Raw genomic sequence first — 21897 nt, forward strand, 5'->3', positions numbered from 1 at the left:
TGACAAAGGCGGGCGAAGTGCCTCCCCTCGGCGCGTCAAATGGCCTGATCTCGTGGCAACATGACGCGAAGTCAAGGAACGCCGTCAGCTGATCAGCTTTCAGGACTGTCCATTGGGTGAGGTGCTAGTCTCATTATTCGCAGTGGAGACCCTCGACCTGAAGGAACTGTCCGATGGCAGACGAGTCGATCGCGGGCGGGTACACGGGCACCAGGCCACCCCGGACGGCGGAGCCCGCAGAGATCCCCTCAAGCACGCCGGGCGGCGACCGGCTCCGCGTGACCATGGCCTACGCCGGCGGCGTCCTCGGTCCGCTCGGCGGCGGCGTCGTCTCGCCGATGATGTTGCAGATCGGCCTCTCGCTGCACGCGTCGACGAGCGAGGTGGCCACCTCGCTCACCACCTACTTCGTCGCCTTCGCCGCCGCCCAACTGGTCTCAGGGACACTGGGCGAGCGCTGGGGCCGCAAGCGGACCGTACGCACCGCGTACCTGGTCTACGCGGTGGGGTCGGTGGCCTGCGCCCTGGCACCGAACCTCTCCGTCCTGCTGGTCATGCGGGCGGTGCTGGGCGTGGCGAACGCCTTCACCTCCCCGCTGCTGCTGGCGGGGCTGGCGGACATCGTCCCGAAGGAGCGGCTGAGCCGTTCGGTCGGGATCTACGCCAGCTGCCTCGCCGCCGGCCAGTCCTTCGCGCCGCTGGTCGGCGGCCTGGCGGCCGGCTCGTCCTGGCGGCTGGGCTTCGTCGTCGTCGCCGTCGCCGCGGCCGTACTCGCCCTCTTCCCGCCCCCCGGCGAGCCCCGGCCCGGCGCGTCGGCGCCGCCGTGGCGACCGCTGATCAGCCGGCGGATGGCCTGGCTGTCGGCCGCGGCCTTCGCCTCCTACATGGGCGCCTCGGCGCTGCCGTTCCTGGTCTCGGTCTACGCCGAGGAGCACTTGGGCCTGGGCTCGGGCGTCACCGGTGTGGTCGTCCTCGGCTTCGGCCTCGCCGGCCTGCTCCTCGGCGCCTCGTGGGGCTCGCTCACCGACCGCTACGGCGCCAAGCTCTGCGGGACCGTCGCGGCCGTGGTCAGCGCGGTCTTCGTCACGCTGTGCGGCATCACCGGCTCCGGCGTCACCCTGGCGCTCGCCTGGCTGGGGGCCGGCGTGAGCGCGTCCATGGTCACCGTGGCGCTCCAGAACCTCACCGTCCGGGCGGTCCCCGGTAACCGCAGCGGCTCCCTCTCGGCGGTCTCGGCCTTCCGCTACAGCGGATCGGCCATCGCCCCGCTGTGCTGGCTGCCGATCTACAACTCCTCGCCGTCCGCCTCCTTCGTGGCCGCCGGAGCGACCGCGCTCCTCGCCGCGGTGGCCCTCCCCCTGGTCCGTACCGGCCCCGAGCAGCCGGCCCGCGCGGGCGCCTGACCGCCCTCCCCTGACTCCCCCGACTCCCCCGACTCCCCCGACTCCTCCAACTCCCCCGCACCATCGGTATCCGTCAAGTTTCGGCCTCGTCGAGCAACGTGACGTCGGAAAGGAACTCCTGTGAGTGATCCCTCTGGTCTCCGCATCCTGGTGCTGAACGGCCCCAACCTCAACCTCCTCGCCGAGCGCGACCCGTCCCTCTACGGGCGGACGACACTCAAGGAGATCGAGCACCAAGTCACCGCCCTCGGAGAGGAGTTGGGTGTCTCGGTCACCTGCGACCAGCGCAACTCGGAAGGGGAGATCGTCACCCTTCTCCAGGACAGCCGTACGGCCTACGACGGCGTGGTCCTGAATCCCGGTCCCCTGTCGCACTACAGCTACGCGCTGCGCGATGTCGTGGACGTGATCAGCACCCCGGTGGTCGAGGTGCACATCTCCAACATCCTCGCCCGGGAGGCGTTCCGGCAGACCAGCGTCACCTCACCGGCCGCGCAGGGGGTCATCTGCGGCTGCGGCGCGTTCGGTTACGAGCTGGCGCTGCGCGCGGTGCTGCACCGCATCGCACAGAAGCAGGACCCCGCCGTCCGGTAGTGCCGCGACCGGCAAGGTTCACCGGTGCGCGGCACCCGGCACAGCGCTGGCAGGAGGGCCGCCCCTCCTCCCGCGCCGGCCGCGCCGGCACCCGACGGGACGGGCACGACGTGCGAAGGGCCCCAAGCCCCAACCCATCCACCACCCCGGGCGGTGGGGCCCGCGGTTCGCGGTGGTTGCGGTGACGGCCCGGGGCGGAAGCGGCGGTGTCCGCCGCGGGCGCCGGGGAATCCGAGGTCGCCGGGGAACGGCCCGTCAGGTGGGTGAGGAGGCGACGGCAGACCGGCCGCGGCATCCGGACCTCACCCTCCTCCCCCGCCGCCACCAGCCGCTTCGCCGCAGCCGCCGACGCCGACACGTCGTCCCGGCCGGCGTCGGCCGCCCGCGCCGGGACGGCCGACGCCCGCTCCGCTGCGGACCGTGGGGTGGCCGCTGGGTCGTCAGGCGGACGCGACCGGCCGGGACCGCGGAGCCGAGCGGCCGATCCGTCCCGCTCGGGTTCGCGGTCTGTCGGCCCGACCGTCGACGCGGCCCCGCGCCGCACCTCCACCGTCGACCGGCCCCGCGCCGCACCCTCCACCGTCGACCGGGCCGGCGCTGCACCCTCCACCGTCGACCGGGCCGGCCTCGTCGAGTACCACCTCCGCGGCGCCGGGCCACGGCCGCGGCGCCCGGGGCGACGACGGCGGTCGAGCAGCGTCAGCATTCGCAGGATGCACCCAACCCGCCCTGTATATAGTCCATTTGACGGCTGACGAAGGGGCAGGACCGAGATGCGCTACTACCTCTACGTGTCCCGTGCCAAGGTCGACATGCTCTTCGGACAGATCCCGCGGAAGCTGCTTCCTCAGCTGGTCACCGAGGCCCGCGCCGACCTGAAAGTGCTCAGCGTCTCGGTGCGGCAGCCGCGCGAGGAACCCACGCTCTACGACCGCCTCAGCGTGGTCGAGACGCACCTGGACCGCGAGTACGACATCGGCTGGATGACCGAGCCCGCCCGATGGTTCCGCGGCGAGTCGGGACTGCGGACCGCGGTGACCGGCATGCCGGGCAGCCCGGTCCTCATGACCTGCGTGGACGAGGACATCGTGGTCGCGCTGATCGGCTCCTCGCACCACCTCGTGGGCGGCGAGGAGCCGCCCGCCGAACTGGGACGGGTGGGCCACTCCTGGCTCCCCGCGCTGCACGCACTGCTTGAGGAATCCCGGGCCGGCCGCGAAACGCCGGACACCGAAGCCCTCGACTCCGACGGGACGCTGCGCGACGTCATCGCCTTCGCCCAGCACGCGACCGGACCCGCCACCTGGTGCGAGTTCCTGGCCCGGCAGCTGCTGCGCGGCAGGGCCACCGGTCCTGACGGCCGCGAGCGGGACGTGGTCGTCGCGACCCCGCTCTACGTGGCCATGTCCGACGAGACCCAGGAAGCCTGAGTGCGCGGCGCTCCCCCGAGCAGCCCGGCCAGGCTACGTCTCGTCGGCGATGTCGACGGCCTCGCCCGGATCGCGCTGGGCCGGGAGGCCACACCGGCTGCCCAAGCCGCCGCCCTGCTCTCCGACATGGGCGGCCTGGACGCGGCGAACGCCCTCTTGATGTGCGTGCGCCGGCACGGCAGACGCTGCCGCGTCGAAAGCTACGACGACGAACAGCTCTGGCCGCTGCTGGAGGCCGTACGCGGGCTCGGCCGGCTGCGCGAGCACCGCGCCGTCCCGCTGCTGCTGCCGCTGCTGGACCCGGGCACCATGATCCCGGACTACCTCACCTACCAGCTGGAGACGGCGGTCATACGAACCCTGCTCGCCATCGGAGCGCCCGAGGGCACCGACCTGCTCCTGGCCCGGCTGGCCGGGGCTCCGGACAGCGCGGACATCGACCTCGTGCACGAACTGCGCGACCCTGAGGCCGTCGTACCCCTGCTGGCCCTCCTGTGGAACATGCTGCCCGGCTACCCCGTCCAGGCCGTACGGGCGCTCGGCTCGTTCCGCGACGCACGCACCGGGCCGGCCATGCTCTACCTCGCCTCCTCCACCGGCTCCACGCGCGAACTCCGCCGGGCGGCGCTCCAAGCGCTTGTCGACCTCCCCGACGTGCCGTGGGCCACGACCCGCAACAATCTCGGGATCAGCGCCTTGCTGTGGCGCCTCACCCAGGACCCCGACCGCGAGACGGTCTGGCTCGCCGCGGTACTGCATTCCCGCACGGAAGACGGCCGGCAGACGCTCGTGAGCCGCCTGCGCCACCCGCACAGCGCCCACGACCGTGCGGTGCCCGAGTCGCTGCCGTCCGAGACCGCGTGCATGATGGCGTGCGCCGTCATCAGCGAGAAGCCGGACCTCTTCGACGCCGCGGAAGTCGGCCCGCTGTTGAGCAGGCTGCTGCTCGCCCGCGAGGAGCCCCGCCCGCTGCGGCAGGCCGCGGCCGAGGCCCTGGGCTCGCTCGGCGGGCAGGCCGCGACCGCCGCCCTCCTGGATGCCCTGGGCCACGACCGGATCGCCGACTCTGCCGCCGACGTACTCGCCCGCCTCCCGGCCCCGCCCGAACAGCGGCTGCTGGAACTGCTCGCCGGCAGCGGCGACCCCGTACGGCGGCGAGGAGCGGCTGTGGCTCTCGGACTTGCCCGAAGCACGGCCGCCGCGCCACTCCTGCTGGCCGCCCTGGACCGGGCGGGACCGCGCCCGCTGCGCGCCGCCGCCACCGACGCCCTGGGCCTGCTCGGCCACCGGCCCGCAGCCGAACCCCTCGGCGCGATACTCACCGACCCGGCGGAAGCCCCCGGTCTCCAGGCCCGCGCCGTACGGGCACTGGGCAGGATCGGGGTACCGGAATCGCTGACCGCGGTGTCCGCGGCGGCCCGCGCCCCCTCCGAAGCGGTACGGCTGCGGGCCGCCGAAGCGCTGGGCGGATTCCCCACCGACGAGGCCGTCCGACTGCTCGGCCACCTCGCGGGCGACCCCGACGCCGACATCGCGTGCGCGGCGCTCAGCGCGCTGGGCCGTATCGGCACCCCCGCCTTGCGGGAGCTGACCGCCCTGGTCGAACGCGCACCCGGACAACGGGCGCCCGCACAGCGGGAACTGGTCCAGGCGCTCAGCCGCTGCGCGGGAGCCGAGGCCGTCACCGCGCTCGGACGTGTGGCGACCGGACCGTTCGAAGCCGCGGCCCGCGCCGCAGCGGTCGACGCGCTCGCCGACCGGCCGGAACCGGAGCGGCTGGGGCCCCTGCTCCGGTTTCTCGACGGCAACGGGCCCGCCCGGATGCCCAGGCATGTCGACGTGGTGGGGGCACTGGCGCGCATCGATGACGACTTGGCCGTCGAATCGGTGATCGCCTACTTCGAGAGCCAGAGCTTCTTCACCGCCCAGCACTATTGGGACGAGGCCCGTAAGAGCCTCACCACCCTCGCAACCCGCCGCCTCCGGGGCTCCACCCTCTAGACCCCCGCCGTGGGGATTGCGCCCCTTTCCGGAGCCGCCGGATACTTCCGCCGCTTCCCGCCCCGGTTGGCGTGTCAGTCCGAGAGGCGCAGTGCGGGCACCAGCGCCGGGATGATCAGTATGAGGAGGGACGGCAGGAGCAGGGCGACGCGGAGGCTGGTCGCGCCGCTGACGAAACCGATGAGCGCCGGGCCGACCAGGAAACCGATGTAGCCCATGCCGACGATGAGCGAGAGCGCACGACCGGCGCTGCCGTGGGCCACGTCGCCGGCGATCGTGTAGATCTGCGGGGTGAGCCCGGCCAGGCCCAGGCCGAGTCCCGCGAAGCCGGCCACCGCGAGCCATGGCGCGGTCGACAGCACCCCGGCACCGAGGCTGACCGCCCCGAGGGCCGCGCTGTACTGGAGGAACCGCCGGGTGCCCAGGGAGGTGACCACGCGGTCGCCCGCCACTCGCGAGATGAACATCGCGATCGAGAACACCACGAAGGCGGAGCTCGCGAACGCGACGCCGGCACCGAGGTTCTCGTGCAGGTAGACGCTGCTCCAGTCGCCGACGGCGCCCTCGGCGACCATGGCGAACATGGCGAAGAGCCCCAGCAGGACGGTCGCGAGCCGCAGGCTCGTGCCCCTCGCTGTGACGTGCGCACGAGCCGACCGGACGTCCGCGTCCCCGTCGATGTCAGCGTCCACGTCCACCTCCGCGGTGCCGGTGCCCCCGGGCAGCCGCCACGCGTGCGCCAGCACCGCGGGCACGGCCGCCACGCAGAGCACCGCCAGGAAATGGTGCCGGATGGAGATCCCCGCACCCGCGGCCAGGCCCCCGCTCGCCGCCCCTGCCAGCCCGCCGACGCTGAACAGGGCATGGAAGGACGACATCATCCGCCGGTGGTAGGCCCGTTGGACATCCACCGCGGCGGAGTTCATCGTCACGTTCAAGGTGCCCTGGACGGCGCCGAAGAAGGCGAGGACGCAGCAGAGCACCGGCAGGTTCGGGGCCATGGCGGCCAGCACGAGGGCGATCGCCTGGGTCAACGCGAGGGTGCCCAGCGCCCGTGCCGGTCCCAGGGCGTCGATCACCCGGGCCAGCAGCAGCATTCCCAGCACCGACCCGGCGGCGAAACAGACCAGTGCGGTGCCGAGTTGGGTGTCGGTCAGCCCGAGCCGGTTCTTGAGGGTCGGCAGCCTGCTGGTCCACGTGCCCACGACGACACCGAAGTACGCGAACACCAGCGAGACGGCGACACGGGCCCGCACCAGATGACGGGAAGGGCGCGCCGCCGGGGCGTCCCTGCGGCCGGCGGTGCGGGTCGACGCCGCCGATCCCCTCACCTGACCGCCAGCGGTCGGTCGACCCGGGTGAACAGGTCCGACACCCGCTCCGCGATCTGCTCCGGGGCCCACCGGCGCGATCGTCGTTCGGCCGCGGCACCCTTGCGTACGGCGTACGCCGGGTCCGCGATCAACTTCATTGCCCGGTCGAGGAATTGAGCCCGGTCGGCGAACAACAGGGCGTCGTCACCGATGATTTCGGGGATGGCGCCGCGCCGGACGCCGAGCACCGGGCGCCCGGACGCCATGACGTCGACCACGGCCATGCTCCACAGCGCACCGGCGCGCAGCGGCGCGACACCTATGTCGGTGCGCGCGATGACCGCCTCGTAGGCGGACCGGGTCGGCGCGTCCACCGTGCTCACGAAGGGCAGTTGCGAGATCCGCGCCAGCACGGCGTCCACGCTGCTGTCCAGCTTCCGCCGGCGTGCCGACCGTCGCCCGGTCGGGTTGGTGACCACCACGCGGAACGGGGTCGGCGAGATCTCGGCCAGCTCCTCGAACCAGTCGAAGAGTTCCGTGGTGCCGTAGTGGGCGTAGAGCCGGTGGTTGTAGAGGAAGGTGGGGATCGGCGGCGAGTCACCGGTGCCGGCCCGCGGGTCCGTACCGCGTACGGTCGTCGCGGGCACCACCTCAACGTCCGTACCGCGTACGGTCGTCGGCGGGGGCACCACGGCGAGCTTGTCCGCCAGCGCCTCCGAGCCGGGGGCCGCCGACAGGAACAGCCGCCTCCCCCACTCGCTGCCGATCATCAGCAGGTCGGCGAAGTGCGCCGCCTCGACCTGGCGCGCCCAGATGCTGCCGGCGAGGCCGTTGGCGTTCAGGCTGGGGTCGAAGTGAACGTCGCCGGAGGCGTCGACCGACTCGATGGGCAGGTAGTGGTAGTAGACCCCGGTGGGAACCTTGCGGCCCGACTGCTCGGCGATCAGAGCGGACAGCGGGACCGCCAACTCCGGCTGGTTCACGAGCAGTGCGTCCGGCGCGGAACCGCACGAGGCGAGCGCGTCCTCCAGATGGGACCACGGAAAGCTGTACCGGACGGCGTACTTCGAATCGGGCATCTCCACTTCGACGGCACGCGACGAGGTGACCGCTCGCACGCCGGGCGGCCCGATCAGGACCGTCTCCCATCCGAGGTCCCGCAGGCCGCGCAGCAGCGACTCCTGGAACACGAACCCGCTGTCCGCCAGGAGATTCGAACCGTTGCTCAGGTTCAGGTACGAGTAGAGAACCGGCATTTCGTGTGCCTTCCTCTCGGCGCGGACTAGGGCCTGTCGTTCGGGTTCGGGCCGTCGGTCCATGCCCCTCGACTGCGAAGCGCCGCCCCGATCACCCGGAACGCGTCGTCCAGCGACGCGCTGAGCGTGAAGTTCGCGCGCACCTGGGCGGAGACGAACCCTTCGGCCTGCATGTGGTCGACCAGTGCGCGCAACGGGCCCCAGTACCCGTCGATGTCGGCGAACACGATCGGCTTCTCGTGCAGCCCGATCTGCCGCCAGGTGATCGCCTCGAACGCCTCGTCCAGGCTCCCCACGCCGCCGGGCAGCACCAGCACCGCGTCGGAGCGTTCCATCATCCGGCGTTTGCGCTCGTGCATGTCCTCGACGAGTACGAGTTCGCCGACGCTCGCCGACGGCGGTTCGATGTCCGCCAGGTGCTGCGGGGTGATGCCGATCGTCCGCACCCCGAGAGCGGCGGCCTCGTCGCACATCACCCCCATCAACCCGACGGCCGATCCACCGAACACGAGGTCGGCCTTCGCCTCGGCGCAGTACGCCGCGACCTGCCGGGCCGCGGCGGCGTACGAGGGTCTGCTGCCGAGCGACGAACCGCAGAACACGGCGACAGCCGGTGAGTCCATGGGGCCACCTCACAAAGGGCGTTCATACGGACCGCGTGTCGTCGATTCCGCTCGTTCTCCCCATTCTCGTTCCCGGCTCGGGAACGGAATTGGTATTCCTCGCGGGAGAGGCGCGCATAAAGGAATGCGGGGAGCCGACAGGGCGGTGTGGGAATCCTTCGTGGACCCAGTGACGGTAGATCAAGAAACAATCTGGCGTCAACACCCCTTCCGCACCCGGCTGATCATCACCCGCACCTGGCCGGAATCCGTCCGGCGCCCGCGCGAGGGAACGGTGCGGGCCGGCGCGCCCGGCCGCTGTGCCGGATGCGGAATCCGGCGGAAACGGGTCGGCGGGCGGGCGACGTCGCGCGGAGTTCAGCCCGCGAGGGCGACCGGAAGTTCGTCGAGGGAGCGGATGACGCGGATACTCCCGCCGACGTCCATGCCCGCACCGGAGTTCGCCCGGTCGAGCCAGTACGCGTGCAGTCCCGCGTCACGGGCACCCACCGCGTCGATCTCGTACTTGTCGCCGACGTAGGCCACTTCGTGCGGTCGCAGGCCCAGCGAGGCACAGCCGGCGAGGAAGATGCTGCGCGCGGGTTTGGCCGCGCCGTGCTGGTCGGAGCAGACCAGCACGGTGCCGAAGTAGGGCAGAAGGCCGATGGCTTCGAGCTTGCGACGCTGGTGGTCGGCGGAGGAGTTGGAGACGATCCCGAGGCGGTAGGCGGGGGCGAGCCTTCTCAGCGCGGGCTCGGCGTCGGCGAACCCGGCCCAGGCGGCGTTGCGATGGGCCTCGTATCCGGCGAACCAGGCGGCGACCATCCGGTCCGACAGCTCGGCGCGCGTGGCCCGTCCGATGCGGAGCAGGAATTCCCGGGCACGTTCGCGCTGCTGCCCGGGGAAGGTGAGTTCGCCCTTGACGAAGCGGGCGTACTGCTGCTCCATGATGGTCCGCCAGAGCGCGACGGCGGTGGCAGGGTCGGGAAACCGTTCGAGCAGTCCCTCGGCCCGCAGGTGGGAGAGCACGCCGACTTCTTCCGAGGACGAGTAGTCGAACAGCGTGTCGTCGACGTCGAAGAGCACGCCCCGGATCGGCACGTGTCGTCCCTTCCGGCCCTTCCGCCGGGCAGGTGCCGGGCGCGCGGGCGTCCCGTGGGTGCGCGGTGGGGTGTCGGGCCAGGACCTCCCAAGGGGAGAACACGCCCCGCCCGTCGGTGAATCGGCCGCCCGGGATTTCCGGTCGGAGGAATTCGCCCGGTGGCGAACGCAGCCCTCCCCCATGGGCCTTGAGGCGGCGGTATGACCGTAGAGCCGGCATGGTGCGAAGTCAACACCCGCCAAATTCATCGTACTTGGTCCGGAGTCCGGCCCAAGGGGCCAGAAGTGGGCCGATCGGCAGGTGCTTGACATCGGCGGGAAGGGCATTGAACACTCGCTGACGCGGCAGGCATTTCCCCTTCACCGGCCGCCTCGACAGTTCGATCCTTTTGTTTCACGGCACCCTCACCGCGAACGGTTCTGCTTTCGAAGAGGAGCCTTCATGCAGGAGAATTACTCTGCCGAGAACATATGGGCCGCCTGCTCCGTCCGGCCCGCCGGCCCCGGGCCCGGCGGCGGACGCCGGGCCCAGGGCCGCTCCCGATGACCACCGGGCCAGCCGCTCGCGAGGACACCGGGACGCGCACCCCGGCACTGCCGCACATCACCGCGGTCGGCACGGCGCTGCCACCGGTCTCGTACACCCAGCGGGAACTGCTCGACCTGTTCCGGATCACCGATCCGCGCATCAGGTCGGTCTTCACCAACAGTGCCATCGACCGGCGCTACCTCGACCTGCCCCCGGCCGAGCCCGGCTGTCCCCCTCCCGCCGAAACCCAGGGCGAACTGCGGGACCGGCACCTGTCGACCGGGCTCGACATCGGCGCCGACGCGATGCGCGCGTGCCTGAAGCAGGCGGGCGCCCAACTGTCGGATGTCCGCTACGTGTGCGCCGTCACCTCGACCGGGCTCCTCACGCCCGGCTTCAGCGCCCTGCTGATCGGGGAACTCGGGCTGTCCGACCGGTGCTCCCGCATCGACGTGGTCGGAATGGGCTGCAACGCCGGCCTCAACGCCCTTTCCGCCGTGACCGGTTGGGCCAGCGGCCACCCCGGGGAGCTGGCGCTGATGGTGTGCATCGAGGTGTGCTCGGCGGCATACGTCATCGACGGCGGCATGCCCAACGCCGTGGTGAACAGCCTGTTCGGAGACGGTGCGGCGGCCGTCGCGGTGGTCGCGGGTCCCGGTGCCGGGAACTCGCCGGCCGTCCTGGACTACGCCAGCAGCACCATCCCCGGCACGGCCGACGCCATGCGTTTCACCTGGGACGACCGCCACGGGAAGCTGAGTTTCCTGCTCGCTCCCGACGTGCCCTACGTGGTGGGAGCCCACGTCGAGGAGACGGTGGACCGGTTGCTCTCCGCCCACCGGCTCCGGCGGGCCGACATCGCGCACTGGGTGGTGCACTCCGGGGGCAAGAAGGTCATCGACTCGCTGCGGGTCAACCTCGGCCTGACCCGGCACGAACTCCGCCACACCACAGGGGTGCTCAGGGAGCACGGCAACCTGTCCAGCGGGTCCTTCCTCTTCTCCTACCAGCGTCTGCTCGACGAGGGCACCCCACGGCCCGGGGACCACGGAGTGCTGATGACCATGGGCCCGGGTGCGGCGATCGAGACGGCGTTGCTGCGCTGGTGAGCGCCTACCGGCTCCTGGAAGGGACGGACATGTACGAACACGACACGAGCAGCCGCCACGAGCATCCCGAGCGGGTACTGCGGATCGGCGCCGGGCACCCGCTCCCCGTACTGACCGATGCCGTACGGGAGGTCTGCGAGCAGGCCGAGGCGGACCGCCGGTGCCTGGTGCTGAGGCTCGTCGACGGTGGCACGCCGGGGGAAGGGTGGCCCGGTGACGTCACCATCCAGGAGGTGAACCGCTGGGAGCGTGCCGTGCGCCGGCTCGAACGGCTCCCCGCGGTCACCATCGCCGTTGCCGAAGGGACCTGCGCGGGGGCCGCCTTCGACCTCCTCCTGGCGACCGACTACCGGATAGCCGGCGCCGACCTGCGGCTGCGCCTGCCCGTCAACGCCGGTCAACTCTGGCCGGGCACAGCCGTGTTCCGGCTGGCCCAGCAGGTGTCCCCCGCGCACGCCCGCCAGTTGGTGCTGTGGCGGCACGAACTGTCCGCCCGCCAGGCACTCGAGGCGGGAGTCGTCGACGAGTGCCGCGCGGACACGGACGCGGCGGTACGGGCGGCGGTCGTCCTCCTCGGCGAACTGGCCGGCGCCGAGGTCGCGGTGCGCCGCCAGCTGATCCGGGAGGCCGCCTCCTCCCCCTACGAGGACGCGCTCGGTGCCCATCTCAGTGCCTGCGACCGCGAGTTGCGCCGCCTCGGGCGGCGCCGGCCGGTGACGCCGCTGCCGCCCACGGGCGGCGGCCGATGACCGGCACCGAGACCGTGCGGTACCGGCGAACCGCGGACTGGCTCGCCGGCGCACCGGAGTTCACCGCCGGCCTCGCGAAGGACGCGGAAGCGCTGCACGCCCACATCGCCGCCGCGGCCGAACTGCCCCCACCACGACCGAAGGCCGCGCACGGGAGCGGCGAGGGCGAGGGCGAAGGCAAGGGCGAGGGCGAGGGGGCAGGCGAGGTCGCGCAGTGCGCGCCGTCCGTCCAGGACGCATGCCGCGCACTGCGCGCACGCTTCATCGGCCGCCACGCCGACGCGGTGTACGACGAGCTGACCGACCGCCGTACCGCCCGTCCACGGCTGGCGGACCTCCTGCACCGCGCCGCCGACCGCTACCCGGGCCTGGTACCCACCCGTGCGCACATGGCCGAGCAGGCCGCCTTGGCGCAGGCGGACAAGGACGGGTCGGAGATCGACCAGGGGATCTTCGTACGCGGAGTGCTGCGCGCGCCCACGGCCGGCCGCCACCTGCTGACCTCGATGCTCCAGCCGTCACCGCGCGCCCTCGACCTGCTGCCCCGTTTCCGCCGTACCGACCGCATGGACCTGGGGTCCGTGCGGGTGGAACGGCGGGGCACGGCGGCGCACCTGACCGTGACGAACGGCTACTGCCTCAATGCCGAGGACAACGCGCTCGGCGACGCCATGGAGACGGCCGTCGACCTGGCGCTGTGCGACGACCGGATCAAGGTCGGGGTGCTCCGCGGCGGGGTGATGGACCATCCCCGGCACCGGGGGCGGCGCGTCTTCAGCGCCGGCATCAACCTGCGCCACCTCCACCGCGGGCAGATCTCCTTCGTGGACTTCCTGCTCGGCCGGGAGTTGGGCTACGTCAGCAAGATCCTCCGCGGCGTGCTGGACGAGCCCCCCGCCGGGTCCCCCGCCGATCCTTTCGCCAGGTCCTCCGGCGGCACCTTCGCCGGCCACTCCGCCGACGCCTCCGCCGACCCCTTCGCCCCGCCCCGGTTCGCGCAGAAGCCGTGGATCGCGGCCGTGGACAGCTTCGCCATCGGCGGCGGCATGCAACTCCTGCTCGTCTTCGACGTGGTGATCGCCGCCGCCGACGCCTACTTCAGCCTGCCCGCGGCCCAGGAGGGCATCATCCCCGGAGCCGCCGACTTGCGGCTGCCGCGGCTGGTCGGCGGCCGGCTGGCGCGGCAGGTCGTCCTGTCCGGCAGACGCATCGCCGCGACCGAACCGGAAGCCCGCGCGCTGTGCGACGAGGTGGTGCCGCCGGAACAGGTGACAGCCGCGGTCGAGGCGGCGGCGGCGCGGTTGGCCGACCCCGCCGTGGTCGCGAACAAGCACGCTCTGGTGGCGGCCGAGGAACCCCTGGACCTGTTCCGCACCTACATGGCGGAGTTCGCCTACGCCCAGGCCGTACGCGTCAACAGCCCGGACGTGATCGACAAGCTGACCCGGTCGCTGCCGGGCCGTCCCGCCGCGGAACGAGGTCGGGGCCCGTGCGCGTGAGTGCCCGTGAGCTGCATCCCGCCGTGTCGGACCCGGCGCTGTCCGCGGTCGGCGACCTCAACGAGGTGATGGCGCGCCATCCGACGGCGATCTCGTTCGCCCCCGGAGCGCCGCACCCCGACTTCTTCGCCGACCTCGACATCCCCGCGCTGCTCGACCGCTACGTCGGCCACCTCGCCCGCGAACGGGGCCTCGACCGAGCCGCCGCCCGGCTGCTGCTCTACGAGTACGGGCCTGCCCGCGGGCTGATCAACGATCTGGTCGCCGAGGCGCTGCGCACGGACCTGGGCATCACCTGCGGGCCCGACAGCGTGGTGATCACCGCCGGCGCCCAGGAGGCCATGCTCCTGACCCTCCGTGCGCTGTGCCGATCGGCCGAGGACGTCCTGGCGGTGGTCGACCCCGCCTACGTCGGGATCACCGGCGCGGCCCGGTTCCTGGACATCCCGGTCGTACCGGTCGAGGACATGGGCGCGGGCCCGGACCTCGGCCGGCTCGAACAGGTCTGCGCGGACGAGCGTCGCCGCGGCCGGCGCGTCCGGGCCCTGTACGTGGCACCGGACTTCGCCAACCCCTCGGGTACCCGGATGGACCTGCCCTCCCGGCGGCGCCTGCTGGAGACCGCCGCCCGTGAGGGGTTCCTCGTCATCGAGGACAGCGCGTACGGCTTCACCGCGGCCGGCGGCGACGTCCTGCCGCCGCTGAAGGCCCTGGACCAGGACGAGTCGGTGATCCATCTCGGGACCTTCTCCAAGGTGTGCCTGCCCGGCACCCGGGTGGGATACGTGCTGGCCGACCAGCGGACCCGCGGGCCGGAGGGCAGCCGGCCGCTGGCCCACCACCTCGCGGCGCTCAAGGGGGCCGTCACGGTGAACACCTCGCCGCTGTGCCAGGCCGTGATCGGCGGCATGCTGCTGGAACACGGCGGGTCGCTGGCCCCGTTCACCGCCCGGCGGTCCGCCTTCTACCGCGGCAACCTGCGAGCGCTGCTGGCCGCCCTGGAACGCCACGTCGGACCCGCGGGGCGGTTCGACACCCGCGAGGCGTCCGCGGAACCCCCCGGTCCGGTGTGGCAGCGGCCGGCCGGGGGCTTCTTCGTCCGCATGCGGCTGCCGGTTCCGGTGGACACCGCCCTGCTGGAACTGTCCGCGGCCCGCTACGGAGTGCTGTGGACCCCGATGTCCCCCTTCTGGATCGGCGGCGGCGGGGACAACGAACTGCGCCTGTCGTGCAGCTATCTCACCCCCGAGCGCATCCGGGAGGGAGCGACCCGGCTGGCCCGCTTCCTCGCCGGCCTGCCGGCGCCCGGGGGCGCAACACCACGTGTCACGCCATGACGGAGGTATCACGATGGACGCGGAACGCAGGCTGGTGCTCCGGTTCTCCGGCCTCGACCGGCGCAGCGGCCCCATGACCTGGTCGCAGTACGCGATCTGGTCCGTCATCCGCTGGGAGGGCGAGACCGCGTACCGGCGGAACCTGCCGTGCGTGTGGTCGGTGCCGCCGGGCGTCCGCGTCGACGATGTGCTCGCCGCCTTCGAGGAGTTGCTGACCGCGTGCGAGACGTTGCGCACGACCTTTCGCAGTGACGGCGACTGGCCGCGGCAGGAGGTCCACGGCTCGGGGGAGGTCCCGGTCGTGCTCAGCGACGCCGGCTCCGATGCGCCGGCCGAGCACACCAAGCTCCTGCTCGCGCGGCTTCTGGGTACTTCCTTCGACCTCGCGACGGATGTCCCGCTGCGTCTGGGCATCGTGACGTCGGGCGGACAGGTGGTGAAGGTGGCCGCGGCGTTCTCGCACGTCGCCGTCGACGGCTGGAGCGTGGAGATCGTCCGGCGCATGGTGGACGAGCTCCTCACGAAGGGTCCCGGCGCGCTGCGCTCTTACGCCGGGCAGTCCGAACAGCCCCTGGAGCGGGCGGAGTTCGAACGATCGGAAGCCGGCCTGCTGGCCGCACGGCGGACGTTGCGCTTCTGGCAGCGGGCCTTCGACGAGGTCCCGTCGGTCATGTTCGCCGGCGGCCCCGAGAGCAAGACGCTGGCGGAGCGCGGAAGCGTGCACTCGCACCGCATCGCCCGCGCCGTACGGGACATCGTGGTGCGCGACAAGGTGAGCAGTCCCGCGGTGCTCGCCGGGGCGGTGTCCCTGGTGCTGTCGGCCGCACTGGGCGAGTCCGATCTCGCTCTGCGCAGCCTGGTGGTGACGAGGTTCCGGCGCCAGGCGCGGTACTCGGTGGCGACGCTGAACCTGAACGGACTGTTCCGGCTGAAGGTGGAGCCCGGACCGATCCGAGCCCACTTCCTGCGGGCGGCCGCGGCCTCGCTCCAGGCCGTCCAGTACAGCCAGTGCAACCCGGACGAGATGGAGGGCGTGATCGACTCCGCGCTTCGGGACCGGGGGGAGGAGTTCAAGCAGTGCGTGTTCCTGAACGACGTCAGCCAGCCGATCGGCCCGGTGCCGGACCATGAGACGGGAGCCGTGGCGGCGGCACGGGGCCTGACCGCACGCGGCGGCCCGGACCACGACGCGGCCTGCTGCGACGGCGGCTCGGTATACCGCCGGATGCCGGACGGCGAACCGGACAGGGAATCGAAGTTTCTCTTCACGGTGGCACGGGTCGCACCCGTGGCGGAGGTCTTTCTCTATCTGGACCGCCGTTTCTTCCCGGTGGGTCCGACACAGATCCTGCGGGCGGTGGAGTCGGTGCTGACGGAAGCGGCCCGCGACCCTCATGTCGATACGCTTTCTCTCGCCCGCCGGTGCCTTGCTCTCGCATAAGATTCCCGTCATGCCGAACCACCCTGTTTTCACCGACCTTCTGCTGTACTCGGACGACGAACTGGAGCGGCTGCTCGGCGCTCGCCCCGCGGAACGCCGCGTGATCCAGGCGTGGCCCCTTTCCTGCGTCGAGGAAGTGCGCCTCGCGGACGGCAGGAGACTCGTCTACAAGGCCCAGTTGCCGCCCTCCGTCGAGCCGGAGTTCTACGCGGCGGCGGATTCCGTGCTCCTGCCGGCCCACCGCGACCTCGGACGGCTCGGCCGGGTGCGGATGATGGCCCTCGACTGGATCGCGGCGCCCCTGCTGTCGCAGACCGAGCACGACGCGGACGGGCTCGTCGCGCACGCCCGGAAGGTCATCGCCCTGATCGGCGAGATCGGCGGTGAACCGCCGTCGTACCTGGACGTCGGCTCGCCCGGGGCCTGGTCGGAGGCGGTCGACCGGCTGCTGGGCCGATGGTCGGGGCTGCTGGCCCGGGGGCGGCTCGCCGGCACCGGACCGGACGACCTGGACCATGTGCGGGCGTGGGCGGCGTCGGCCCCGGTCCAGGCGCTGCTCGAGGAGGGCTCCCGCCTGGCGCACGGGGACCTGAAGGCGGACCAGATCTTCGTCACCCCGGACGGCTACCGGCTGATCGACTGGCAGCGGCCGATCCTCGCCCCTCCGGAGGTCGACCTGGTCTCCCTGCTGGTCGCGGCGGGGATCGATCCGCACCCGTTCGTCGACTCGACGACGGTCGCGGTGCACTGGCTGCTGCGCCTCAACTGGGCGGTCGAGGCGCAGAGCGAGCTCTTTCCCGACCAGGTCCTGCCCCTGCTCGGGGCCTGGGCCCACGAGGCGGTGGGTCATATTCGGGACATATCCGCATCGCCGGGCCGGCCGCGGTGAAGTGCAAAGGTCGGCAATTCGACAGAAAGGGAAACTGGAAACAAAGTGAGCTGACAAGGGATTTGACAACCCGTCGCTAAAATCGACATCCGCAGGGTTGTGCGAACATGATCCGGGCATCTATTTTCAGCAGACCAGGAGGGCGCGGAACCCAGGGCGGATTATCACTCTCCGTAGGTCTTTCTCGGACAGGCGATCTTCGGCCCTTCGAATCATGGAGGTACGGCTTGCTGGGCGGGGAGGATCGCGGAATTGTCGGGGCAGAATCGGGGAACGTCACCCGTGTACGCCTCGACGAAATAACTGTCGGTGAACCTATCAGAGCGGCCGGGGTCGACGAAGCACACGTCAGAATTCTGTCGGAATCCACGGAAAAACTGCCTCCCATCCTGGTGCAGGCGAGTTCGATGCGCGTCATCGACGGTATGCACCGGCTGAGGGCCGCACAGCTCCAAGGGCGCACGGAGATCGAGGCCCGGCTGCTGGACATCTCGGACGCGGAGGCGTTCCTGCGCGGCGTGGCCGCCAACGTCTCGCACGGCCTCCCCCTGACCCTGGCGGACCGCAAGTCCGCGGCACTGCGGATCATCGAGTTGCACCCCGAGTGGTCCGACCGCGCGATCGGCGGCGCGGCGGGTGTGTCGGACAAGACCGTCCGGGCGCTGAGGCACCGTCACGCCGAGGACCTGCCGGCGCAGACCCGGCGGATCGGCCTGGACGGACGGGTCCGGCCGGTGGACGGTGCCGCCAGACGGCAGACCACCTCCGAACTCCTCAGCGCGCACCCCCAGGCGGCGCTGCGCCAGATCGCGAAGTGGGCGGGGGTCTCGCCCGGGACCGTCCGCCGGGTCCGCGACAGCATGGACCGCGGCAAGCCCGCGACGGTGCGCGGCCTCGTCCCGCTCCAGCCGCGCACACCGGCGCTCGCCGAGACGGGCAAGGAGACCGGTGGACCGCGCACGGCGGCGCGCGCCGGTGCGGCGTCGGCCGATGTGCCGGCGAAGGACGCCGAGTCGATCCTTCAGGAGCTGCGGCAGGACCCGACGCTCAGATACCGCGCCAGCGGCCGCGACCTGCTGCGGCTGCTCGGCCTGCGGCCCGCGCTCGCGCTGCGCCGCAAGGTGATCGAGACCATTCCCGAGCACCGTGTGACGGCCGTTGCCACGCTCTTCAGGATCTACGCGCAGGACTGGCTGGATCTCGCGGGCCTGCTGGAGACGTCGGTCCGGACCGAGCGCGAGCCCGTACAGCGGCCGGCGCGGTGATGCGGGCGTCCTGCGGTGTGCAGCCGCGGAAAAGCCGCACTTGCACACCGCATACTCCAACGCGCGGCACCGGCAGGGCATTTCAGGTCCTTCGGGCGCTTCGGGCCCGCCGGCCGGACGTCTCAGCTGATCTCGATGGCCATCGTCGGACACTCGTCGGCGGCGCTGCGGGCGGCCGCCTCCTGGTCCGGGGTGGGCCGCTGCGCCAGCAGCAGCACCCGCCCCTCGGCCGGGTCCTGGTCGAAGAGTTCGGGTGCGGCCGCGGTGCAGTAGCCGGAGCCGCAGCAGCGCTCCCGGAAGACCTCGATGCGCATGGGTCACCTCCTGGGTCGGACGGATGTCGGGTCGGGCCGTTCAGGACCGCTGCGGTGCCGTCTCGGTGACCGAGACCAGTCGCCGGATCGGCGAGAAGACCACCAGCAGGAGCGGCAGCGGCATCAGCAGGGTCACGCCGAGGATCGTGCGGTGCGCGCCGATCGCCGAGCCGAGCACACCCGCGAGGATCGCGCCGAGCGGTGTCACTCCCGCGATGAGCGTGATGATCGCCGCGTTGGCCCGGCCGCGCAGCTCGTCGGGAACGGCCACCTGCCGCAGGGCGGCCAGGCAGATGTTCGACCCGACGAGCCCGAGCAGCGAGACGAACCAGAGGACCGTCAACCCGGCGATCAGCAGCGGCTGCGGGCCGTGCACGAGGCCGACGCACAGCAGCCCGGCCCGCAGGCACACCATGAAGCCGAGGAACGCCCGCCCGTACCCGAACCGTTCGACCAGCCGCGGCAGCAGGAGGCTGCTCACCACGCCGCCGACGCTTCCCCCGGCGAAGACCAGGCCGATCCATCCGCCGCTCAGCCCCAGGTCCCGCGTCGCGTACAGGACGAAGAGCGTCAGCACGACCTGGGTCAGGAAGTTGGACAGTGCGGCGTTCACCGTCACCGGACGCAGATAGCGGTTGCCGAACACCGCCGTGACGCCCTCCCTGATCTCGCGTATCACCTGCCGGGGCGCCGGCCTGGCGGGGCTCGGCGATCCGGACGGGTCGGCGGACCTGCGGCGGATCAGCACGAGGCTGAGCGCCGAGCAGAAGTACGACAGCGCGTCGGCGGCCACGACGAACGGGATGCGCATCACGGCGATGGCCGCGCCGGCCACGCCCTTGCCGGTCAGGCTCAGCACGTTACGGGTCAGTTCCATCCGGCTGTTGGCCGCGATCAGCAGCGACTGCGGCAGCAGGCGCGGCAGGTACGCCCCGTAGGAGATGTCGAAGACGGTGCTGAGCACCCCGATGACGAACATGCAGACGTACATCACCTCCACGCGGAGCAGGCCGGCGTAGGCCAGCACCGGGATGGCGCCGACGGCCACACCGCGCCCGAGGTCCGAGACGATCAGCAGTCTGAGCGGGCTGACCCGGTCGACCAGCACCCCGACGAAGAGCGACAGCGGGAGGGCGGGCAGCGTCTGCAAGAACGTCAGCACGCTGATCTGCATGGTCGAGGCGCCGAGCGTGACCACCGCCACCAGGGGCAGCGCGACGCTGGAGATGCTGCTGCCCAGCGTGGAGATCGACTGCCCCGTCCAGAGCCTGAGGAAGTCGCTCTGCCCGCGCAGCGATTCGACCGCCGGCTTCTCCCGCTGGGCTTCCCCGGTGGCCATCACGCGGCCTGGTCGTCGGCGGCCAGGCGGATGGGAAGGCGCTTGAGGCCCTGCTGGAAGTAGGACGTGATGCGGGTCGGCTCCGCTGTCGGGTACGGGCGCAGGCCGCGGTCGATGAGCGAGTTGAGCAAGGTGCCCATCTCCAGCCGGGCCACGTTCGTGCCCACGCAGTAGTGCGAGCCGTTCCCGAAGCTCAGGTGCCGGTTCGGGTGCCGCGTGACGGTGAACAGGTGCGGGTCCTCGAACATGCTCTCGTCGCGGTTGGCCGAGTACAGCCAGACGCTGACCCGGTCGCCCTTCTTGATCGGCACCCCCGCGACCTCCGTGTCGGCGAGCGCGACCCGGGCGAGGTTCAGGGTCGGGGTCGTCCAGCGGAGGATCTCGTCGATCGCCGTCGGCATGATCGACCGGTCGTCGACCAACTGCCGGTACTGGTCGGGGTGTTCCATCAGCGCGAGCAGACCGCCGCCCATCGCGTTGCGGTCGGCCTGGAACCCGCCGAGCGTCAGCGCGAAGCAGTTGACCGCGATCTCCTCGTCGGAGAGCCCGCCGCCGGCGGCCTCGCCCTGCGCGACCCTGGTCACCAGGTCGTCGCGGGGGCTGCGCCGCCGCTGGAGGACGAGGTCGCCGAAGTACGCGAGCAGTTCGAGGTTCGCCTCCGAGGAACCCTTCCTGCTGGTGGTCGGAGCGACCAGGTTGAGGTCCTTGACGCCGTGCGAGACGTGCGTGAGGTTCGTGACGAGCCGCCAGTCCTCCCGCGGCACCCCCATGAGCCCGCAGGACACGGCGATCGGCAGCCGCTCGGCGACCTGCGCCATGAAGTCGAAGGACTCACCCGTCGCGACCTCGTCCACGATCTCCTCGACGATGTCGTGGATCATCGGGCGGATGCTCTCGACCGAACGGGCGGTCAGCGAGGGCGTGAACACCGACCGCAGCCGGGTGTGGACCGGCGGGTCGGTGGTGAACGTCATCAGTCCCGCGGTGGGGTCACGGGTCACCCGGGTCGGCAGGATGTTGCCGAATTCGGAACTGAAGATCTCCGGGTGCCGCAGCACGTGGACCACGTCGTGATAACGGGAGATCACCCAGAATCCGGTTCCGCCGTCAGGCGCCCGGTGCCAGTGCACCGGTGCTTTTCTGCGCAGTGTCGCGAATACTTGCAGCGCACGGGGAGTGGTGAACATGGTCGAATCCATGAGATCGATGTCCTTGACGTCCATCGTCGGCCCTCCGGTCCGTAGCGGCAGTCGGACATGGCGGTCTTCCGATCGGGTCCACGCAGCTCAACAGGTGCCGGGGACCGGGGCGGAGTGCCTCGCCGATGCCGAACAATGCCACGAACACCGCCGGGTTGTCGTGCTCCGAACGGACACCGGGCGGGCCCGCCCGGATTCCACCGCGCGCCGGCGGCACGACGGTTGACCCGGCGATCCGGTGCCACGAACATGGCTGAAGTTGTTTTCCGGGGTCGATGATTTCTGGAGGCGATTCATGTTCGATGCGAAGACCACAGAGTTCTATCTCGTGGTACGCAACGACGAGGAGCAGTATTCGATCTGGTGGAGTGATCGCGAATTGCCCGCGGGATGGCACTCCGTGGGCGATCCGGCTCCACGCGAGGAATGCCTGGCCCGCATCGACGAGCTGTGGACCGACATGCGGCCGCTCAGTCTGCGCCGCTGGATGAGCGAGCACCCCGACGACTGACCGCCCACGGGGCGAC

Annotated in this window: 19 protein-coding genes; 12 read left to right on the forward strand and 7 right to left on the reverse strand. The window is 71.5% G+C overall.

Annotated elements, in window-relative coordinates; translation table 11 throughout:
- Window positions 1–173 precede the first annotated feature (173 nt).
- From ACIPAE_RS13005 to ACIPAE_RS13020, 4 genes are all read left to right on the forward strand, one after another.
- On the forward strand, window positions 174–1403 hold the full coding sequence (locus ACIPAE_RS13005) for an MFS transporter (protein ID WP_329363065.1): 1230 nt from the start codon (window positions 174–176) through the stop codon (window positions 1401–1403).
- Window positions 1404–1523: 120 nt separating this feature from the next.
- Entirely contained in the window at window positions 1524–1997 is a 474-nt protein-coding gene (gene aroQ, locus ACIPAE_RS13010; protein ID WP_329363067.1) for a type II 3-dehydroquinate dehydratase, read from the forward strand.
- A gap of 773 nt (window positions 1998–2770) precedes the next feature.
- Window positions 2771–3427, forward strand: a complete 657-nt coding sequence (locus ACIPAE_RS13015) for a DUF7019 family protein (RefSeq protein ID WP_402444908.1) — start codon at window positions 2771–2773, stop codon at window positions 3425–3427.
- Window positions 3428–5428, forward strand: coding sequence for a HEAT repeat domain-containing protein (locus ACIPAE_RS13020; protein ID WP_402444910.1), 2001 nt, complete (start codon window positions 3428–3430; stop codon window positions 5426–5428).
- A 74-nt stretch (window positions 5429–5502) separates the two neighbouring features.
- On the opposite strand, the gene ACIPAE_RS13025 is transcribed toward ACIPAE_RS13020, so the two are convergent.
- The 4 genes from ACIPAE_RS13025 to ACIPAE_RS13040 all read right to left on the reverse strand — a co-directional run bounded on the left by ACIPAE_RS13025 (window position 5503) and on the right by ACIPAE_RS13040 (window position 9700).
- A complete protein-coding gene (locus ACIPAE_RS13025) occupies window positions 5503–6684 on the reverse strand; it encodes an MFS transporter (protein ID WP_402444912.1) in 1182 nt (393 codons plus the stop codon).
- Between the two features lie 71 nt (window positions 6685–6755).
- A complete protein-coding gene (locus tag ACIPAE_RS13030) occupies window positions 6756–7997 on the reverse strand; it encodes a glycosyltransferase (protein ID WP_402444914.1) in 1242 nt (413 codons plus the stop codon).
- A 26-nt stretch (window positions 7998–8023) separates the two neighbouring features.
- Window positions 8024–8620: a TIGR00730 family Rossman fold protein gene (locus ACIPAE_RS13035; RefSeq protein WP_366410780.1), complete on the reverse strand. Its 597-nt coding sequence runs from the start codon at window positions 8618–8620 to the stop codon at window positions 8024–8026.
- Between the two features lie 357 nt (window positions 8621–8977).
- Complete coding sequence (locus tag ACIPAE_RS13040) at window positions 8978–9700, reverse strand: HAD family hydrolase (protein WP_402444915.1); 723 nt, start codon at window positions 9698–9700, stop codon at window positions 8978–8980.
- Between the two features lie 543 nt (window positions 9701–10243).
- Here ACIPAE_RS13040 and dpgA point away from each other — a divergent pair.
- The 7 genes from dpgA (at window position 10244) to ACIPAE_RS13075 (ending at window position 18518) form a co-directional block, all read left to right on the forward strand.
- Window positions 10244–11338 carry a 3,5-dihydroxyphenylacetyl-CoA synthase DpgA gene (dpgA, locus tag ACIPAE_RS13045; protein WP_402444916.1) on the forward strand — a complete coding sequence of 365 codons (1095 nt, stop codon included), beginning with the start codon at window positions 10244–10246 and terminating at the stop codon, window positions 11336–11338.
- Between the two features lie 29 nt (window positions 11339–11367).
- Window positions 11368–12087: an enoyl-CoA-hydratase DpgB gene (dpgB, locus tag ACIPAE_RS13050; RefSeq protein ID WP_402444918.1), complete on the forward strand. Its 720-nt coding sequence runs from the start codon at window positions 11368–11370 to the stop codon at window positions 12085–12087.
- On the forward strand, window positions 12084–13586 hold the full coding sequence (locus ACIPAE_RS13055) for an enoyl-CoA hydratase/isomerase family protein (RefSeq protein ID WP_402444920.1): 1503 nt from the start codon (window positions 12084–12086) through the stop codon (window positions 13584–13586). The genes dpgB and ACIPAE_RS13055 overlap by 4 nt, the downstream gene beginning before the upstream one ends.
- Window positions 13583–14923 carry a PLP-dependent aminotransferase family protein gene (locus ACIPAE_RS13060; protein ID WP_366410785.1) on the forward strand — a complete coding sequence of 447 codons (1341 nt, stop codon included), beginning with the start codon at window positions 13583–13585 and terminating at the stop codon, window positions 14921–14923. Before ACIPAE_RS13055 ends, ACIPAE_RS13060 begins: the two co-directional genes overlap by 4 nt.
- A 13-nt stretch (window positions 14924–14936) precedes the next feature.
- A complete protein-coding gene (locus ACIPAE_RS13065) occupies window positions 14937–16364 on the forward strand; it encodes a condensation domain-containing protein (protein ID WP_402444922.1) in 1428 nt (475 codons plus the stop codon).
- 10 nt (window positions 16365–16374) lie between these two features.
- Window positions 16375–17253, forward strand: coding sequence for a phosphotransferase family protein (locus ACIPAE_RS13070; RefSeq protein WP_402444924.1), 879 nt, complete (start codon window positions 16375–16377; stop codon window positions 17251–17253).
- Between the two features lie 107 nt (window positions 17254–17360).
- Window positions 17361–18518 (forward strand): ParB/RepB/Spo0J family partition protein, encoded by a 1158-nt coding sequence (locus ACIPAE_RS13075; protein WP_366410788.1) that lies wholly within the window; start codon window positions 17361–17363, stop codon window positions 18516–18518.
- A 122-nt stretch (window positions 18519–18640) separates the two neighbouring features.
- On the opposite strand, the gene ACIPAE_RS13080 is transcribed toward ACIPAE_RS13075, so the two are convergent.
- Genes ACIPAE_RS13080 through ACIPAE_RS13090 form a run of 3 tightly spaced genes read right to left on the reverse strand, consistent with a single transcriptional unit; the run spans window position 18641 to window position 21370 of the window.
- Window positions 18641–18832, reverse strand: coding sequence for a ferredoxin (locus tag ACIPAE_RS13080; RefSeq protein WP_402444925.1), 192 nt, complete (start codon window positions 18830–18832; stop codon window positions 18641–18643).
- A gap of 40 nt (window positions 18833–18872) precedes the next feature.
- The gene (locus ACIPAE_RS13085; protein WP_402444927.1) at window positions 18873–20171 is read right to left on the reverse strand and encodes an MFS transporter; all 1299 of its coding nucleotides are present in this window, start codon (window positions 20169–20171) and stop codon (window positions 18873–18875) included.
- On the reverse strand, window positions 20171–21370 hold the full coding sequence (locus ACIPAE_RS13090) for a cytochrome P450 (protein WP_329363097.1): 1200 nt from the start codon (window positions 21368–21370) through the stop codon (window positions 20171–20173). Before ACIPAE_RS13090 ends, ACIPAE_RS13085 begins: the two co-directional genes overlap by 1 nt.
- A 295-nt stretch (window positions 21371–21665) precedes the next feature.
- On the opposite strand from ACIPAE_RS13090, the gene ACIPAE_RS13095 reads away from it, so the two are divergent.
- Window positions 21666–21881 (forward strand): MbtH family NRPS accessory protein, encoded by a 216-nt coding sequence (locus tag ACIPAE_RS13095; protein WP_366410789.1) that lies wholly within the window; start codon window positions 21666–21668, stop codon window positions 21879–21881.
- The last annotated feature ends 16 nt before the right edge of the window (window positions 21882–21897 follow it).

Origin of the sequence: Streptomyces sp. NPDC087270, from assembly GCF_044744625.1 — a bacterium.
In the GTDB taxonomy this organism is placed as follows: Bacteria; Actinomycetota; Actinomycetes; order Streptomycetales; family Streptomycetaceae; genus Actinacidiphila.

Bases quoted from the DNA above. Each gene is read 5' to 3' on its own strand.
- ACIPAE_RS13005 (WP_329363065.1), top strand. From the start codon at position 174: ATGGCAGACGAGTCGATCGCGGGCGGGTACACGGGCACCAGGCCACCC.
- ACIPAE_RS13055 (WP_402444920.1), top strand. From the start codon at position 12,084: ATGACCGGCACCGAGACCGTGCGGTACCGGCGAACCGCGGACTGGCTC.
- ACIPAE_RS13035 (WP_366410780.1), bottom strand. From the start codon at position 8,620: ATGGACTCACCGGCTGTCGCCGTGTTCTGCGGTTCGTCGCTCGGCAGC.
- dpgA (WP_402444916.1), top strand. From the start codon at position 10,244: ATGACCACCGGGCCAGCCGCTCGCGAGGACACCGGGACGCGCACCCCG.
- ACIPAE_RS13015 (WP_402444908.1), top strand. From the start codon at position 2,771: ATGCGCTACTACCTCTACGTGTCCCGTGCCAAGGTCGACATGCTCTTC.
- ACIPAE_RS13070 (WP_402444924.1), top strand. From the start codon at position 16,375: ATGCCGAACCACCCTGTTTTCACCGACCTTCTGCTGTACTCGGACGAC.
- ACIPAE_RS13065 (WP_402444922.1), top strand. From the start codon at position 14,937: ATGGACGCGGAACGCAGGCTGGTGCTCCGGTTCTCCGGCCTCGACCGG.
- ACIPAE_RS13085 (WP_402444927.1), bottom strand. From the start codon at position 20,171: ATGGCCACCGGGGAAGCCCAGCGGGAGAAGCCGGCGGTCGAATCGCTG.
- ACIPAE_RS13090 (WP_329363097.1), bottom strand. From the start codon at position 21,370: ATGGATTCGACCATGTTCACCACTCCCCGTGCGCTGCAAGTATTCGCG.
- ACIPAE_RS13030 (WP_402444914.1), bottom strand. From the start codon at position 7,997: ATGCCGGTTCTCTACTCGTACCTGAACCTGAGCAACGGTTCGAATCTC.
- dpgB (WP_402444918.1), top strand. From the start codon at position 11,368: ATGTACGAACACGACACGAGCAGCCGCCACGAGCATCCCGAGCGGGTA.
- ACIPAE_RS13075 (WP_366410788.1), top strand. From the start codon at position 17,361: ATGATCCGGGCATCTATTTTCAGCAGACCAGGAGGGCGCGGAACCCAG.
- ACIPAE_RS13080 (WP_402444925.1), bottom strand. From the start codon at position 18,832: ATGCGCATCGAGGTCTTCCGGGAGCGCTGCTGCGGCTCCGGCTACTGC.
- ACIPAE_RS13095 (WP_366410789.1), top strand. From the start codon at position 21,666: ATGTTCGATGCGAAGACCACAGAGTTCTATCTCGTGGTACGCAACGAC.